A 16,706-nucleotide genomic window follows, 5' to 3' on the forward strand; every position below is an offset into this window, starting at 1 on the left:
TATATCAATCTATTTAACTATCAAACTACTACGCATCAACAAAATCATTATGTTGTGGACGCAAAAAATAAAGCTGAACAACCAATGCAATGACCACAATCCCTGCAAGCATTGCGAAATCTTTACCAAGGCTGCCGGCATCAGAAGATTTGCCTAACAAATCGGTAATAAAAGCGCCGAAGAATACGCCCGTCATATTCATCAATCCGTATGCTGTTGCCCTATATCGGGCCGAAACAAATTGACAAAGAATGGGCATATTGTTGGCATCAAACATTCCAAAGCCTAAACCAAAGCAAATAGCCGCTCCCACAACATGAAAGAGTGAGTGGCCAAAGCCCAGTAATAATAAGGATGGAATGGTTAATGCCAAACCAATTGCACTGGTATAAATACGCCCTTTAATGTTTTTCTGCACCCATTTATCAGACAAAATACCCCCAAATATTACCCCTAGAAAGGAAGAAGCCGCTATTGTAATGGTTGACAGTGGCCCGGCAGTGGCCATTGGAATATTTAAATTCTGCGCAAATAATGTAGGCAACCAATTCTTTGCCGCCCAACCGGGTAAACTTGGAACTGCAAAATAAAACAGAATAATCCAAAAGGAAATATTTGTAAACAGCAACCACAATCCTTTAAAAAGCGAGGGTTTAGTGCTAATTATAATTTTATCGGATACCATTTCATCATCATTTACCTTTTTCTCTCTTAAAAAGAGGATTAAGATAAACGAGTAAACAATACCCGCTATTCCGAACCAATGAAAGGCAGATTGCCATGAGAACTTGTCGGCAATGGTTGCTCCAAAACCACCTAAGGCCTGGCCCATGTACAGTCCTGTCATGTGAATACCTATAGCCAAAGATCGTGTTTTAGGTGAATGGAAATCGGCGATTAAAGATAGCCCTGCAGGAATGTAAAGTGCCTCACTAATGCCCATTATCGCCCTTAACCAGTAGATCTGATTAAAAGTTTCGGCATAGCCCATTAAAAATGTAACTCCCGACCAAACAAATAGACTACCTACAATTAGCCATTTTCTATTGAATTTATCAGCTATAATTCCTGAAACAGGGCTCATAAAACCGTATATCCACAGAAAGATTGCCATCAGATAACCAAAGTTGGTAGCCGATTGGAGCTCTTCAATATCAATTTGCATTGCTGGCTTCATGGTCGATAGCATTTGTCTGTCCATATAATTTAATAATGCCACTACCCACAGTAATCCAACAAGCACCCAGGCATAATTATTTGTGTTTTTCTTTAGCATATTATTGTTTTTTTGAACCCTGATCTGTTTCTATTTTACCTATCATTACTGATGGTGTTCTGACACCGGGTTTTATTTCTCCGTTAGATAAAACAATATCATCGCCCCATTTGGTGGCAGTTGTGGTAACATGTGCCGGAAAAGGCAGCTGACCCAACTTAACCCAGGTATTTTTAGTGGTATTATATACCAGCTGTGTTTTATAAAAACCCTTATGATGAATGCTTAACTTATTCTTTTCTAAAGTGAGTTTATCTTTCTCTTTCTGGGACTGGGATGTAGCAATTTGAGATATGTAGTTTTCTATTTTATGAAAAACCTCTCCATTATCTCCGCATGTAACTAAAATGAGATCATTCGCTACGGCAATCCCTGCTCCGGCAGAAAAATTAATTGTTTGTTTGCCATCAGAAATATCAGCCAACTTTTGCCATATACCCACAGCAGAATCATAAGCGTAAGTTGTATGATGTAAATCACTAATTCCTGAAGGTGTTTTAGTACGGCCGCCTATTACAAAGATCTTGTCTGCCTGCGCTACAATCAAGGCATTTGCCAGTTGCACCGGTAGGCTTGGTAATTTTTGCCATATTGGATCTTTAACATTTAGATCAAGCTTATAAAAGGCATCAGATGAACTTTTTTCTTTATCGCCGCCCACCAGATAAACCACATTACCAATATGGGTAAGCCCGGTATTAGTAACTGCAATTGGCAAATCGGGTAATTTTTTTACAATGATATTTAATTCCGGAGTGTCCCAGGTAATGATAAATGCTTTGTCAGATAAACCGTTTTGACCTTCGCCCCCGGCGTAAACCACTCCCAAATCAGTTGAAGTATTCCCGCAATAAGCTACAGGTTCCGGTAGCTTTGATGTTTTTGTACTCCATACAAAGTGTCCGTTTTGCTTAAGCAGCATCTGAATCTTATCTGAATAATATTTTTTCCCTCCTTCCCAAGGCATTTTATCGGGAAAATTAGCGCCTCCAGCAATCAGAAGGACATCATTAAAAACAGCATTCACAGCACCCGCAAAGCCCAATGAAGTACTGCCATCTGCATTTTGCAGTTTTGCAGCTGTACACCATTGTACTCGCTCTATTACAGTTTCCTGGGCAGAAACATCAGTAATCATTAGCATAAAAGGGATTGATAAAGAAAATAAATATTTGTTCATAAGCCTATTAATAAAAACTAATGAGGCGCGTTTGATTTAAAAGTATTAAAATCAAGTGCTGCTACATCAGATTTAAAATGTTCAAACTGATTGCTATCCATGTTTTTAACGGGCAACCTAAACTCACCACAATCTATTCCAACCACTTTCATATAAGCTTTTCCTGTAGCTATACCACCGTATTTACCTAACAATCTGATCATATCTATGGATTGCTGCTGCAGTGAATTAGCTTTTTTCAAGTTGTTGTTCTCAAAAGCATCGATCATATCATAGTATAAAGGAGCTGCATAGTTAAATGTACTGCCTACTGCACCTTTTGTGCCCAGCACTAATGCCGAAAGCATATTCTCATCGCGACCCCAGAGCATGTCGTACTTTCCATCTTTAAAGTTCATACAAGATAAGAAATCCATAAAGTCTTCGTGTGTATATTTTACTCCGGCAAAGTTTTCAATTTTACCATCAACGGCCTGCAATAAATCATACATGGCAAGGCCTACTCCTGTTAGCACGGGTATGTGGTAGTAATAGAAAGGCATATCTGGTACTACAGCAGCAATTTCTGCACAAGCTTTAGCCAGCATATCAACATTAGCAGGTTTAAAATAGAAAGGAGCAGTAAATGAAATAGCGTAAAGCCCAATCTGTTTAGCATACAAAGCAAGTTCTTTACAATCTGTAATGCTTGTACCACCTAAAAATAACATCACTTTAAAGTCAGGATCGTCATTGGTGCAATCGGCCCAGACTTTTGCTATTTGTTTTTTCTCATCCGTAGACATAGAAACACCCTCTCCGGTTGATCCACAGATGAAAGCGCCTGTAATTTTATTGTGTTTTAAAAATCTATAGTAATCAGGAATAATAGTTAAGTTGATGGCTCCATTATTGTCCATTGGAGTAAAAGGAGCGGCAATTAAGCCTTGTAATTTCTCGAAAATCATATAAGTGTTGAGTGTGTTTTTAAATCATTCGCGGGCAGCAGTAATTTACTCTACCCGCGAATGTTGTGAATTAAAATAAAGGATATCCGTCTGTTTGTGTTAACGCCCTATTGTTTGTCAAAGAGGTTCTGTCTATTGGCCACAACAACTTGTAGGTTTCTGAAGAGGCCAAACCAGTTTTAGCAAATACATAGTTATTGCCCATACGTCTGAGATCATACCATCTTTTTCCTTCTCCAATAAACTCTAACAAACGTTCCTGAAGTATCGCTTCCTTAGGGTCAGCATCTATAGCTTGATGAGGATAACCCAGAGTAGCCTCATTGTAGTTGCTGCCAAAGGCTCTTGCTCTAACAAGATTTATCTCTGTAGCAGGGCTTTCACCTAATGCAACCTTAGCCTCCGCTAAAAGTAATAACAGATCAGCATAACGATAAATTGGGAAGTCATTGGTAAAAGCCCTGCTTCCCGCATTTTGTTCTCCTTGGTACTTTTTCAGGAATGCTCCGGCTATTTTAAATGTACCCGCTGCTGGTTGAGAATAAGCTGCCTGTATTGTTAAGTTTTTGCGTAAGTCATTCTCATTAAATTTTCTGTAGGTAGCTATTTTAGTAGGGATTCTTAATAACCCACCATAGTTATCTGTAACCACATCAAATTTTCTTACAGCTAAAGAATCATAGAAATTAATGATTAAGCTAGTTTGCGGAACAAAGTTTCCAATAAAAGGTAGGGTAGCTTCATTCAGTTTATTTCTTGAAACAAAAATCACCTCGTTATTGTCTTTCCCGGTTGATGAAAACACATCTGCAAAATTATTTAATAATGATAATGCAGGAGCGCCAGACTGAATACTGGTCAACGCAGTTTTTGCTATTGTAGCATCAGCAGTGCCTCCCCCTCTGTAACTTGTCCACAAATGCACTTCTGCATTTAACATTTGAGTGGCAGATTTTGACCAGAATCCTTTTTTATTCTTAGCAGAGAAAGAATAATCGGTACCAAAATTTTCATTGGAAAGATCAATGTCCGATTTAATTAAGCTCATTACCTCTGCTTCAGTCGACGCAGGTTTCGCTAAATTTGAAATATCAATATCAACGGTAGGATCTGTTACAATTACAGCTTTACCCCAACTCCTGTATAGCTGAAAATAGTAAAATGCGCGCATACCATAGGCAATACCTAAATAATTCTTTTTTGATGTTTCTGACACTATATTGGTAGTATTCAATTTATTAATCAAAAGATTAATCTGATTAATGTTATTGTAAAATCCTCCGAAATTACTAACTCCTGAATTATCGGCATCTAAAGTATGCAGCCACATGCGCTCCATGCCTTGAGTTGCTTCACCCGTAAATGTGGCAGTAGTACCTGGATCTGTTCCATATATGTCCGCGCGTACCTCTCCCAGAAATTCAAAACTGGTATTATGATCGCGAAAACGGGTGTGAATTCCACTCACAAAAGCATCCACCTGATCCGGAGTTTTCCAATAGCTCGCATCACTTAAGTTGCTCACCGGACTTAAATTTAAATCTTTTTTACAAGAGCTAAGGGCTATTGCACTAATCCCTAAACAGATTAGAATATTTTTTATGTTCTTTTTCATATCGCTAATTCTTAAATATTAGAAACCAACTTGTACACCCATAATGAATGACCTTGCCGTTGGATAAGTACCTGTGTAAATACCAGTAACCACACCATCAGTATTAACCGGAGGTTCGGGAGAGGGACCAGAAAACTTGGTAATATAAAACAAGTTACTACCGGTTATATAAACTTTCATATTTGAAAGAACCTTAGATTTCTTTACCAAATTATTAGGTAGTGTATAAGCAAGTGTCACCTCTCTTAAAGCCAGATAATCACCCTTCTCATAAAATCGTGAGTTGTTACTATTCAATAATCCATTGCCATTATTTGCTCTTGTATAATTCTGTTTTGATCCTCCAACCTGGTCAGCATAATAAACTTTTGGCACATCTGTAACTGTATTTGTTGGCGACCATGCTTGTTTTTGCAATTCAATGTAGTTAAAGGTTCCTTGGTAGTTACCCAATGTTCTGGCGACCAAATCATTGTAAATGGTATGACCAACTGCAAAATCCCATCTGTTATACATGGATAAGCCTTTATAAGAAATGCTTGTATTAAAACCGCCAGTCCATTTAGGGAAAATATTACCTAAATAAACCTGATCTCTGGAATCTATAATGTTATCTCCATTTACATCTTGCCAATTAACATCACCTGCAGTAATGCGTCCGTTTTTACCTGCGGCAAGATTTGGCCCTGTAATACCCGCAATTGCATCAGTACGATTACCGGCAATTGCAGCAACTTCAGCATCATCCTTAAAAACAGATACCTGTTTATAGCCATAAATATCTCCCAATGCCTGTCCTTCCTGTAACCCACCTACCCAAACAACCTGTCCGGATTTTGGATCAAAAATCTGTAGTCCACCCTGTCTATTTTTGTCATTACCGTTAAATGGTAATTGTAAAATCTTATTCTTAACAAATGAAGCATTTACACCGGCATTAATTTTCCAATCGCCTTTATCAAAGATGTTTGCATTGATAGCAAATTCATATCCTTTATTCTGATAGGTACCAAGATTTGTTCTTAACGAACCAAAACCGACATAGCTTGGTAAATCAAGATTTGTTAATAAATCACTTGTTCTTCTATCGTAGTAATCAAAAGTTAAACTAACTCTGTCCTTAAATAAACCTAAATCTAAACCGACATCTGTTGTTTTACTTTTTTCCCATCGCAAGTTGCCATTAATTACACCTGTATTTAAGAAACCTGCAGACCCATTATAATTAGTTTGCAATGCATAAACACCCTGAACCTCATAACGTCCCAATCCGGCAACGTTACCATTTTCTCCATAACTGATGCGTGGTTTTAAAGAAGAAATATAATTGCTTATCCCTGAATTAATAAAAAAATCCTCTTTATGCACATTCCATCCAGCAGACATACCAGGAAAAAAACCATTTCTGTTATCTTCAGCTAAACTAGAAACACCATCCAATCTGAATACAGCTGTAAACAAATATTTATTATCAAAATCATAAGCAAATCTTCCTAAAGCTGAAAGTATTTTATATTGAGATTTAGTAGAATAGTTGTTTGCACTTCCAGCAGCAAAGGTTGTAGAAGCATTAGCAGTAGGAATATCATCTGTAGGTGCATTCTGTCCGAAAACCTGCATTGCATATGAATTCACATTATAATACTCACCACCTGCCATTACATTAAAATTATGCTTGCCTCCTAAGGTTTTGGTGTAATTCAAAATACCATTGTATTGAGTCTGAAAATCTCTGGCAAAAGTATATATAGAGTTTCTTGTACTATTCCCTATAGTTCCTGAAAAAACATTGGCATAGGTTTGTGTAGATTTTTGAAAAGATTGGTCTAGTTTTTCATATAGGTAAGCATTTCCGGTAGCCTTAAAGTATAAGCCAGGAATAATATCCCATTTAACAGCTCCATTAACCACTACCCTGTTTACCTCATTTGAGCGATCTAGACGATTTAACCAATATAGTGGGTTACCATCCGTAACTCCATTTCCTGGATTTGGATTGGTTTTAGCTTCATCCAGCCATGGATTAAATGTAGGCCAAATTGCCATATTACGATATAGTGTATTAACATCACCTCCAATAGCACCAATTTGAGAAGAAGTAGATAAACTTACACCACTACTTACCTCGATATTAGGTTTAACTTTATAAGAACCGTTCACATCGCCGGTGTATCTCTTATAATTTGAACCAACAATTACTCCATTTTCATTGTAAGCATCAAAAGCAGCAAAGTATTTCCCTTTATCATTTCCACCTGTAACATTTAGGTAGTGATCTTTAGTATAAGTATTTCTAAATAACACGTCCTCAACCTCGCCAGCATGATCTTTATACATAATCTGACCTCCATAAGGGTCGTCGAGAACACCCCATCCAGCAGGTAAAGTTGTTGTGCCTGCTACATATTTCTTAATATCAAACGTTGCAAGATCAGCAGGATTTGTAGAGAGTCCCAGACCTCTGGAGGCATTTACCTGGTCGAGACTTCTTCCCGCATTTAAATAACCTAAGCGGGTATAATAGATGTAATCCTTAGCATCCATATATTTATAACCCTCTCTGTTTTGGTTATACCCACCAGTAAATTTATAAGAGATCTGAGCAGATCCTGTTTTTCCAGTTTTAGTGGTAATTAGAATCACCCCATTGTTAGCACGCGCACCATAAATTGCAGTGGCAGATGCATCCTTAAGTAATTCAACAGATTCAATATTTTCTGATGCAATATCATTATATGCTCTTATAACTCCATCAACAATAACCAATGGCGCGCCCGGACTATTAATTGAAGCACCGCCACGGAGAAGAATTAAAGGAGACGCACCTGGCTGACCTGTACTATTAACTACCTGCAAACCAGAAACAGTACCTTGCAGTGCACTACCAATATTAGAACGTGGGGTACTTGCAAGTACTTCTTTATCAAGCTTCGCTATAGAATTAGTTACATTCCTTCGGTTCTGGGTACCATATCCAACAACCACTACTTCATCCAGTCCCTGTGTATCTTCTGCAAGCGTAATGTTTATTGTACTTTGATTTCCAACGGTAATTTGTTGGGTAATGAATCCGGTATAGCTAATTACCAGCACATCTCTGCTTTTTGCAGCAATGGCATAATTACCAGTTTCATTTGTGGCGGTTCCAATTTTGGTTCCTTTAATCAAAACACTAGCCATAGGTATGCCCTGCCCTTTGGCATCTACTACCCGTCCAGATATTTTAGAGTTTTGGCCTGATACAGTAAGCATGGCTATGCTTAAAATTAACGTTAGCAGGACTTGACTAACGTACTTTTGGTAAAGTCTTTTCATTGTTCTTTTGGTTAGGTTTTAGCATTATGTATAACATAATAAGACTAAGGTGTGACTTATATTTCTATATTGCAAGAAATATTTATATTATTTTTATTAACATTGTATAGGAATAGGAGCTAAATCTTTATTTTAAGCCCTTTCTACCAACAAAAACATATGTATAACATAATATGACACCTAACCCTACTGAATCCCTCATTCAATTAGATACCAGTTCGCTGGTTGATAAAGTTGAAGCCAATCTTGTTAAGCTCCTTGTAGAAAGGAAATTAAGAGTTGGTGATATTATACCTACAGAATTAGACCTATCCAGAAGTCTGGGAGTAAGTCGTACCGTTGTCCGCGAAGCGCTTTTAAGATTACGGATGATGGGACTTATAGATACGAAGAAAAAAAAGGGCTCTGTGATTACCAGTCCCGACATTTTCGGTATCATGAGCAAGAGCATGAATCCTCATATCCTTGATCAGGATACCCTTAGAGAGATATTTGAATTAAGACTTGTGCTGGAAATAGGAATGGCAGATCTGCTTTTTCAACGCATTACCCCAAAAGATATAGAAGAGTTAAAAGAGATTGTAAAAACTGAGCCTGATACTGCAAAAGACCACATATTCCATATTGATCATGAGATTATATTTCATGGAAAGCTCTATGAAATAGCAGGTAATGAAACACTAAAACGGTTTCAAAAAATGCTGCTGCCAATTTTTGATTATGTACACAATAGTGGTTTATTGAAAAAACCTGCTCAAATTCAAAAATTCGTATCTCATAAAGGACTGATCGACATCCTCGAAAATGGCTCACCTGAACTATTTAGAAACGGGATGAGAAATCACCTTGAAAACCATTTCTTAAGGATCTTTAGTTAATTTATTAAAACAAACAGGCTTTATCTTGGTTGTTTTAGTATAATATGCTAACTAATAACAAAACAATCATCCTATCAAACCGTTTACCAGTTAAGATTACAGAACAAAACGGTGAATACATACTTCGATCTAGTGAAGGCGGACTGGCAACAGGCCTGGGTTCCGTTTATAAACAAGGAAATAATGTCTGGATCGGCTGGCCCGGCATAGATGTTCCAAAAGAGCGGCAAGGAGAGGTTAAAAAACTACTTGCCACGCTTAATCTTATTCCTGTCTTTTTAACCACAGACGAGATTAATTTATACTATGAAGGGTTTTCGAACGAGATACTCTGGCCTGTTTTTCACTACCTTACCACATATGCAAACTTTGAGCAAGACTATTGGGATTCATACAAATCTGTAAATGAAAAGTTTAAAGATGCAGCAATAGAAGCAGTTAATGATGGCGATACCATTTGGATACACGATTATCAGCTACTTCTTTTACCTTGCCTAATCAGAAGAGAAAAACCTTTGGTTACCATCGGTTTCTTTCAGCACATACCTTTTCCATCTTACGAAATTTTCAGATTGATCCCGTGGAGAGAAGAACTTATTTCAGGTATGCTTGGAGCGGATCTTCTGGGCTTCCATACCTTTGACGATGTAAGGCATTTTCTAAGTGCTGCATCAAGGCTATCAACTAGCAAGTTATCAGATAATGTGATCATTCACAAAGACCGGCAAGTTGTGGTAGAAGCCTTTCCAATGGGAATTGACGCTGATAAATTTGAAGAACTAACTATGCATGCAAAAGTAGCTAAGCACTCAGCTTCATTTAAAGCAAGTCAGGAGGGTCTTAAAATAATTCTAACTATCGACAGGTTAGATTACAGCAAAGGTATCATTCAACGTTTACAAGCTTTAGAACTATTACTTCAGCTCCATCCGGAATACAAAGAAAAGATAGCACTGTATATGATTGTAGTGCCATCAAGAGATACCGTTCCTAAATATAAAGAGCTTAGGGATCATATTGATCAACTGGTCGGTAACATTAATGCAAGGTTCAGGACAATAGACTGGGTACCCATTCATTATTTCTACAGATCATTTTCTGTTGAATTTCTTTCAGCTCTATATAGCACGGCCGACATCTGCCTGGTAACGCCCATGCGCGATGGAATGAATCTGGTGAGTAAAGAATATGTGGCCTCCCGTACAAATAACGATGGTGTTTTAGTTTTAAGCGAAATGGCTGGAGCATCTAAAGAATTAAATGATGCTTTAATAGTTAACCCTAATAACATTGGCGACATTATGCGGGCAATTGTACGGGCAATAGATATGCCTATTGAAGAGCAAAATGCGCGTATGTCTAGTATGAGACATATCGTTAAAAAATTCAACATCCACCTGTGGGTTAAAAATTTTATGGATAAACTAAAAGAAGTAAAACAATTGCAAGAATCTCTATTAACAAAACACGCAGTACAATCAGTAAAAGATCAAATAGCATTAGATTATAAAAAATCAAAAGATCGATACATATTTTTAGATTACGATGGCACTCTGGTTGGTTTTCATGGCGATATAGACAAAGCTTCCCCAGATCAGGAACTATATGATATATTAAATAAACTGAGTTCTGATCCGGCAAATCGGGTAGTACTCATCAGTGGTCGCAGGTATCAAACCCTACAACAATGGTTCGGACATTTAAATCTGGATATGATTGCGGAACATGGTGCCTGGCAAAAGCAGCTTAACGAAGAGTGGAAAGCACTTCCATTATTAACAGATAAGTGGAAACAAGAGGTTAAGGCAGTTTTAGATACCTACACAGACAGAACTCCGGGTTCATTTATAGAAGAGAAGAGTTATTCTTTAGTATGGCATTACAGAAAAGTAGAAAAAGGATTGGGCGAACTGCGTGCCAACGAGATCATAAATCATTTACGTCTGTTCATTGCCGATAAAGGCTTGCAAATGATGCCGGGCAATAAGGTTATAGAGTTCAAAAACATAGAGGTAAACAAAGGTAAAGCTGCGCAAAACTGGTTGTACAATCAAAATCCCGATTTTATAATTGCCCTGGGCGATGATCATACAGATGAAGATATATTTAAGGCATTACCGCCAGAAGCCTATACTATAAAAGTGGGCAGCAATATATCTGCTGCCCGCTATTATCTTAGAGATTATAAAGAAGTAAGAGAAATGCTTCGTTCTCTTACTAAATAAAACATTATAAGAATATCGGCCTGTCTAGCTTTATTGCAATACGATGGGCCGCATTCATCAACCCAACATGACTGTAAGCCTGGGGAAAATTACCCCACTGACTTCCATCATTTTCATCAACATCTTCACTAAAAAGCAGTAAATGGTTGGCATAATTGATAATTGATTCAAATTCTTTTATTGCATCATCTACCCTGCCCACACACGCCAGTGCCTCTATGTACCAAAAGGCACAAATCAGAAAAGTACTTTTGGGTTTCCCAAAATCGTCGGTATGCAAGTATCTGTAGAACAAACCACGCTCAGCTTTCAGTTCCTTTTCTAATGCGATCAGGTGATCTTTAGCTCTTTCAGATTGAGGATCAAGGTAGTTCATCAAAATAAGCTGCAGCGTACTTGCGTCTAAATGCGGGCTATTAACCGCATGCGTATACACTTTACGAACGGGGTCGTAACAATCCTCTATATGCTGTGCTGCTTTCTCGATCAGTACTGTTGCTCTATCTTCATATTCCTTATTACCTATGGTTTTGGCCATTTTTAAAGCCGCGTTAGCGCCCGCCCATTGAAAAAGATTGGTGTAACAATGCATATTCGCTATATTCCTGAACTCCCATAAACCCGCATCCTTTTCATCAATAGTGCGTTCGATTTTAGCTAACAGATAATCCAGCCATTGGGTAGAATCCTGTCGTTCTCTAAAAATAAACCTATGATCTGTATACAGCGGAAGCATAGAGACCAATACCTGCCCGTAAATATCATTCTGTATGTGCTCATAAGCCTGATTACCTACTCTTACCGGCTTATTGCCTTTGTATCCCTTAATGTTTCTCAAAATCCGCTCAGTAAGTATCCTTTCGCCGGCGATACCAAACAATGGCTGATACCTCACATCATCTCTAAAAGATATATCTGTTATATAATTAAAGTACTTCTCCATTTCCTCGAAATGGCCAATATGGTTTAATGAGGTAATTACGTAATAAGTATCCCTCATCCAGCAATATCGATAATCCCAGTTCCTTTTGCTACCAGGCGATTCCGGTAAACTTGTTGTACTGGCTGCAATTATTGCCCCAGTATCCTCATACTGGTGAATCTTCAAAACAAGTGCAGAGCGGATTACCATGTGCTGATAAAATCCTGCAATTGTTGAGTGCTTAATCCATGTTCTCCAGTATTTAATGGTTTCTCTTAAAAATCGTTCTGCGGTGCTTACTATAGGGGCATCCAGTTCGTGTCCATAGGTTAAGATTAAGTATTTAGGTTCATTTAATGCAAAAAATTTCTCGTCTTCAATGTAACTCAAAGAGATATTGGTACTTAGCTGCATATCTTCGTCAGCTCCGTTAAACTCTATATGATTACTTCCACGATGCCCTTTTTGTTTTATCGAACCATAATTATAAACCGGTTTGCATTTTACCCTAACCCTGGGGTTTCCTTCAATAGGTTCTATCTTCCTAATCAGCATTAAAGGCTTGTAGTAACGCTCATGCTGATAAAATCTGGGTGCAAAATCAGTTATTCTATACCTGCCTTCGGCATTGGTTATTTCTGTACAAAGCACATTTGTGTTTTCCAGATAAAACTGACTCGAAGTAAATTCGCCATTTGGCCGAATGGAGAACTCTCCTCCTTTATTTTCATCCAATAATCCGCCAAAAACGAAAGAGCTGTCAAATCTTGGCCAGCAAAGCCAATCAACATTAGTGTTTTTATTTATATGCGCCAGGTAAGCGCAATTGCCAATAATTCCCGTTTGATATGTGTGTCTTTCTGTCATCTATTATTCAATTGGTGTATATTATAACAACACGACAACCTATATATTGTTCTTTTTAGTTCCTAAAAATTAATATTGAACAGCATTATGACTGATAATTATTATTAATTTTGAGTAAGAGAATTGAAGCAGTAACGATTTCAATTTTTCTTATAAATAAAAAACACCTATGAAACAAGGACTTTTAATTGACATGGATGGCGTCATCTACAGTGGAGAAGAAATGATTTTTGGAGCCGATAAATTCATAAAGCATCTTCTTGACAATGATATACCCTTTGCTTTTATGACCAACAACAGCCAGCGAACAAGCCTTGATGCTGTGAGAAAGCTAAAGCGGCTAGGGATCACTGTAGATGCAAAACACGTATACACCAGTGCCATGGCCACAGGTAAATTCCTTGGCGATCAAAGTCCTAATGGGACTGCTTACGTTCTGGGAGAAGGTGGCTTATTAACCAGTTTACATGAAAATGGAATTACCCTGGTTGATACAGATCCGGAATTTGTTGTATTAGGTGAAGGAAGAAACTTTACCCTGGAAATGGTTCAGAAGGCAGTTGACATGATTCTGGCCGGAGCAAAATTCATTACTACAAACAGAGATCCTTCCCCTAAAAAACCAGGTTGGAATAATTTGGGCATTGCCGCCACAACAGCCATGATTGAAGAAGCAACCGGAATAAAGGCATTTGTAATAGGCAAACCTAGTCCGGTTATGATGCGTTCGGCGCGAAAATTCCTTGGCCTGGAAACTGCAGAAACAACGGTTATAGGAGATACTATGGAAACTGATATACAGGGAGGTATACAAATGGGTTATAAAACCATCCTGGTTTTATCAGGAATTTCTGATCAGAACCAGCTTGGCCGTTATGCTTTTAAACCAGATATGATTGTTGGCTCGGTTGATAAAATTGTTTTCCCTCTTAAGTGGTGGTAACTCAGGTGTATTTTACTACGCAAATTATTTTGTTCAAATATGAACATAAACTGTTCATAACCGAACAGTAAAAGGTAATTAAGCAGTCCTGGCCCACTTAAAATCGGTTTCCTCGTATTGGCATATCAATTGAATTAACCCACGAAATAACAAGGCCATGTTTAAACACCACCTGCTGCTGATCTACAGAAACTTTAAGAGATACAAAAGCTCTTTCTTCATCAATCTGATTGGTCTGAGTGCAGGGCTTTCCTGTACTTTACTAATTTACCTATGGGTAAACGACGAAATACAGATCGATCGCTTTCATAATGAAAGACTCTATCAGGTGATCCAGAATGAGCACCTCACAGATGGAGTCCAAACGGTAGAGGGCACACCTGGAATTCTGGCCGAAACAATGGCAAAAGAAATACCCGAAGTTGAAACTGCAGTTGCGACCTCGCCGGGTTTTTGGCTAGGTCAGAGTAAAGTATCGGCAAATCATCAACCTGCTATAAAAGCAGCAGGCAAATTTGCAGGACCGGATTTCTTTAAAGTATTTTCTTACCCACTGATTACTGGCAACAAAAACGAAATACTCTCTGGTAAAAAAACTGTTGCTATTTCAGAAAGCATGGCTATGAAACTGTTTAATAGCACAGATGTAGTTGGTAAAGAAATGGTTTGGAGCAATACTGAAATGCAAGCCGAAAACCATGCATTGATCTCAGGGGTCTTTAAGGATATCGGCACAAACTCCTCAGAGCAATTTGATTTTTTAGTCTCCTACGATGTGTTGTTAGGCCCTGAAGGAAATTCCGGTTACCGCAAGTGGACAAACTATGGCCCAAGCACATTTGTAGTTCTTAAAAAAGATGCAGATCCCAAGCTATTCAATACCAAAATCAAGAATTATTTAAAAACAAAAGGTGTAAAAAACTATACCCTATTCATCAGGCCATTTGCCCAAAGCTATTTGCATAATCAATTTGAAAATGGCAAAGTTGCCGGCGGAAGAATAGCCTATGTAAGGCTATTTTCGCTTATTGCGGTCTTTATTCTAATCATTGCCTGTATCAATTTCATGAACCTTTCTACTGCAAAAGCATCCAGAAGATCAAAAGAAGTTGGGGTTAAAAAGGTAATGGGGGCACCAAGAGGATCATTAATCGTGCAATACCTTTCAGAATCGATGCTGCTAACCATTATGGCCGTATTTGTTTCGCTATTGGCAGTAGAGCTTATGTTGCCGCAGTTTAACCAGATCACTGGCAAACACTTAACTTTACAATTCAACACCACACTCCTATTATCCATACTTGGTGTAACCATCTTTACAGGTTTACTTTCCGGTAGTTATCCGGCTTTGTATCTTTCAGGCCTTAAGCCTTCTGCAGCTCTAAAAGGAAAGCTTCAGCTTTCAGCAGCAGCATTGCTAACAAGGCAAGGACTTGTAGTTTTTCAATTTGCTTTTTCAGTGATCCTGATTGTAGCCGTTCTTATCATCTATAAACAAATTGAATATGTACAGAAATCTAATCCTGGCTTTAAAAAAGATAACGTATTGTATTTTGAAACAAACGGCAAGCTTAAAAACAATATAAATTTTGTGATAAATGAAGTAAAGAAAATAGATGGTGTTGTAAATGCATCAAGTATAGATCGGGAACTACTTGGTGATTTAAGCTATACCCTTGGCGACTTTGGATGGGAAGGAAGAGATCCTAAAGAAGTCGTTAAATTTCAACGTGCAGATGTCAACGCAGGCTTGATAGAAACCCTTGGAATAAAAATGGCCGCAGGGAGAAGTTTTTCTGAACGATTTGGTTCTGATACTTCTAAAGTCATCATTAATGAAGCTGGTATTAAGGTAATGCGCTTAAAAGATCCTGTGGGTAAAATTTTTAAGCTGTGGGGTAACGATATGCAGATCATTGGTGTTGCAAAGGATTTCCATTTTGAATCTCTGCATCGAAAAGTTGGCCCCATGTTTATCAGATATAAACCTACACACACCAACAGGGTAATGGTAAAGATAAAAGCAGGAAGTATAAAGCCGGTAATAGAAGAACTTCAAAAATTCAATACCCAATACAACCCTGAATATACATTTGATTATAAATTTCTGGATCAGGATTTTCAAGCTCAGTATGTAGCAGAAACCCGGGTAGCAGTATTATCAAGATACTTTGCAATGTTGGCAATAGTAATTTCCTGCTTAGGCCTGTTTGGACTAGCCACCTTCACTGCCGAAAAACGATTTAAAGAAATTGGCATCAGAAAAATTTTAGGGGCTTCAGAATTCAATGTAGTCTATATTCTGTCTAAAGATTTCACTAAACCTGTACTCATTTCTATTCTAATTGCCTTGCCTATCGGATATTTTCTAGGCAAAAATTGGTTAGACTCATTTGCATATCGAATTGATTTAAAACTTTGGTTTTTTATAGTCTCCGGTTTTTTAGCCTTTCTCATCTCTCTTGCAACTGTCTTTTTTCAGGCATTTAGAGCTGCTAAGATGAGCCCGATTGAGGCAATTAAAGCTGAATAATATTA

Annotated in this window: 10 protein-coding genes; 4 read left to right on the forward strand and 6 right to left on the reverse strand. The window is 37.9% G+C overall.

Annotation, left to right across the window (positions count from 1 at the left end):
• Positions 1 to 28 precede the first annotated feature (28 nt).
• The 5 genes from HQN86_RS21945 to HQN86_RS21965 form a co-directional block, all read right to left on the reverse strand.
• On the reverse strand, positions 29 to 1,276 hold the full coding sequence (locus HQN86_RS21945; RefSeq protein ID WP_172663013.1) for an MFS transporter: 1,248 nt from the start codon (positions 1,274 to 1,276) through the stop codon (positions 29 to 31).
• Between the two features lies 1 nt (position 1,277).
• Positions 1,278 to 2,456, reverse strand: coding sequence for a galactose oxidase (locus HQN86_RS21950; protein WP_172663014.1), 1,179 nt, complete (start codon positions 2,454 to 2,456; stop codon positions 1,278 to 1,280).
• Positions 2,457 to 2,473: 17 nt separating this feature from the next.
• Positions 2,474 to 3,403 carry a dihydrodipicolinate synthase family protein gene (locus HQN86_RS21955; RefSeq protein ID WP_172663015.1) on the reverse strand — a complete coding sequence of 310 codons (930 nt, stop codon included), beginning with the start codon at positions 3,401 to 3,403 and terminating at the stop codon, positions 2,474 to 2,476.
• 70 nt (positions 3,404 to 3,473) lie between these two features.
• A complete protein-coding gene (gene nanU, locus HQN86_RS21960; protein ID WP_172663016.1) occupies positions 3,474 to 5,018 on the reverse strand; it encodes a SusD family outer membrane lipoprotein NanU in 1,545 nt (514 codons plus the stop codon).
• A gap of 18 nt (positions 5,019 to 5,036) precedes the next feature.
• The gene (locus tag HQN86_RS21965) at positions 5,037 to 8,333 is read right to left on the reverse strand and encodes a SusC/RagA family TonB-linked outer membrane protein (protein ID WP_172663017.1); all 3,297 of its coding nucleotides are present in this window, start codon (positions 8,331 to 8,333) and stop codon (positions 5,037 to 5,039) included.
• Positions 8,334 to 8,506: 173 nt separating this feature from the next.
• On the opposite strand from HQN86_RS21965, the gene HQN86_RS21970 reads away from it, so the two are divergent.
• Entirely contained in the window at positions 8,507 to 9,211 is a 705-nt protein-coding gene (locus HQN86_RS21970) for a FadR/GntR family transcriptional regulator (RefSeq protein WP_172663018.1), read from the forward strand.
• 44 nt (positions 9,212 to 9,255) lie between these two features.
• Complete coding sequence (locus HQN86_RS21975) at positions 9,256 to 11,436, forward strand: bifunctional alpha,alpha-trehalose-phosphate synthase (UDP-forming)/trehalose-phosphatase (protein WP_172663019.1); 2,181 nt, start codon at positions 9,256 to 9,258, stop codon at positions 11,434 to 11,436.
• A 4-nt stretch (positions 11,437 to 11,440) separates the two neighbouring features.
• On the opposite strand, the gene HQN86_RS21980 is transcribed toward HQN86_RS21975, so the two are convergent.
• Positions 11,441 to 13,225 carry a glycoside hydrolase family 15 protein gene (locus HQN86_RS21980; protein WP_172663020.1) on the reverse strand — a complete coding sequence of 595 codons (1,785 nt, stop codon included), beginning with the start codon at positions 13,223 to 13,225 and terminating at the stop codon, positions 11,441 to 11,443.
• 169 nt (positions 13,226 to 13,394) lie between these two features.
• Between HQN86_RS21980 and HQN86_RS21985 the strand changes: the two genes are divergently transcribed.
• Positions 13,395 to 14,168: an HAD-IIA family hydrolase gene (locus tag HQN86_RS21985; RefSeq protein WP_172663021.1), complete on the forward strand. Its 774-nt coding sequence runs from the start codon at positions 13,395 to 13,397 to the stop codon at positions 14,166 to 14,168.
• Between the two features lie 157 nt (positions 14,169 to 14,325).
• Complete coding sequence (locus tag HQN86_RS21990; protein ID WP_172663022.1) at positions 14,326 to 16,701, forward strand: ABC transporter permease; 2,376 nt, start codon at positions 14,326 to 14,328, stop codon at positions 16,699 to 16,701.
• Positions 16,702 to 16,706 lie beyond the last annotated feature (5 nt).

Origin of the sequence: Pedobacter panaciterrae (assembly GCF_013204795.1) — a bacterium.
GTDB lineage: Bacteria > Bacteroidota > Bacteroidia > Sphingobacteriales > Sphingobacteriaceae > Pedobacter > Pedobacter panaciterrae.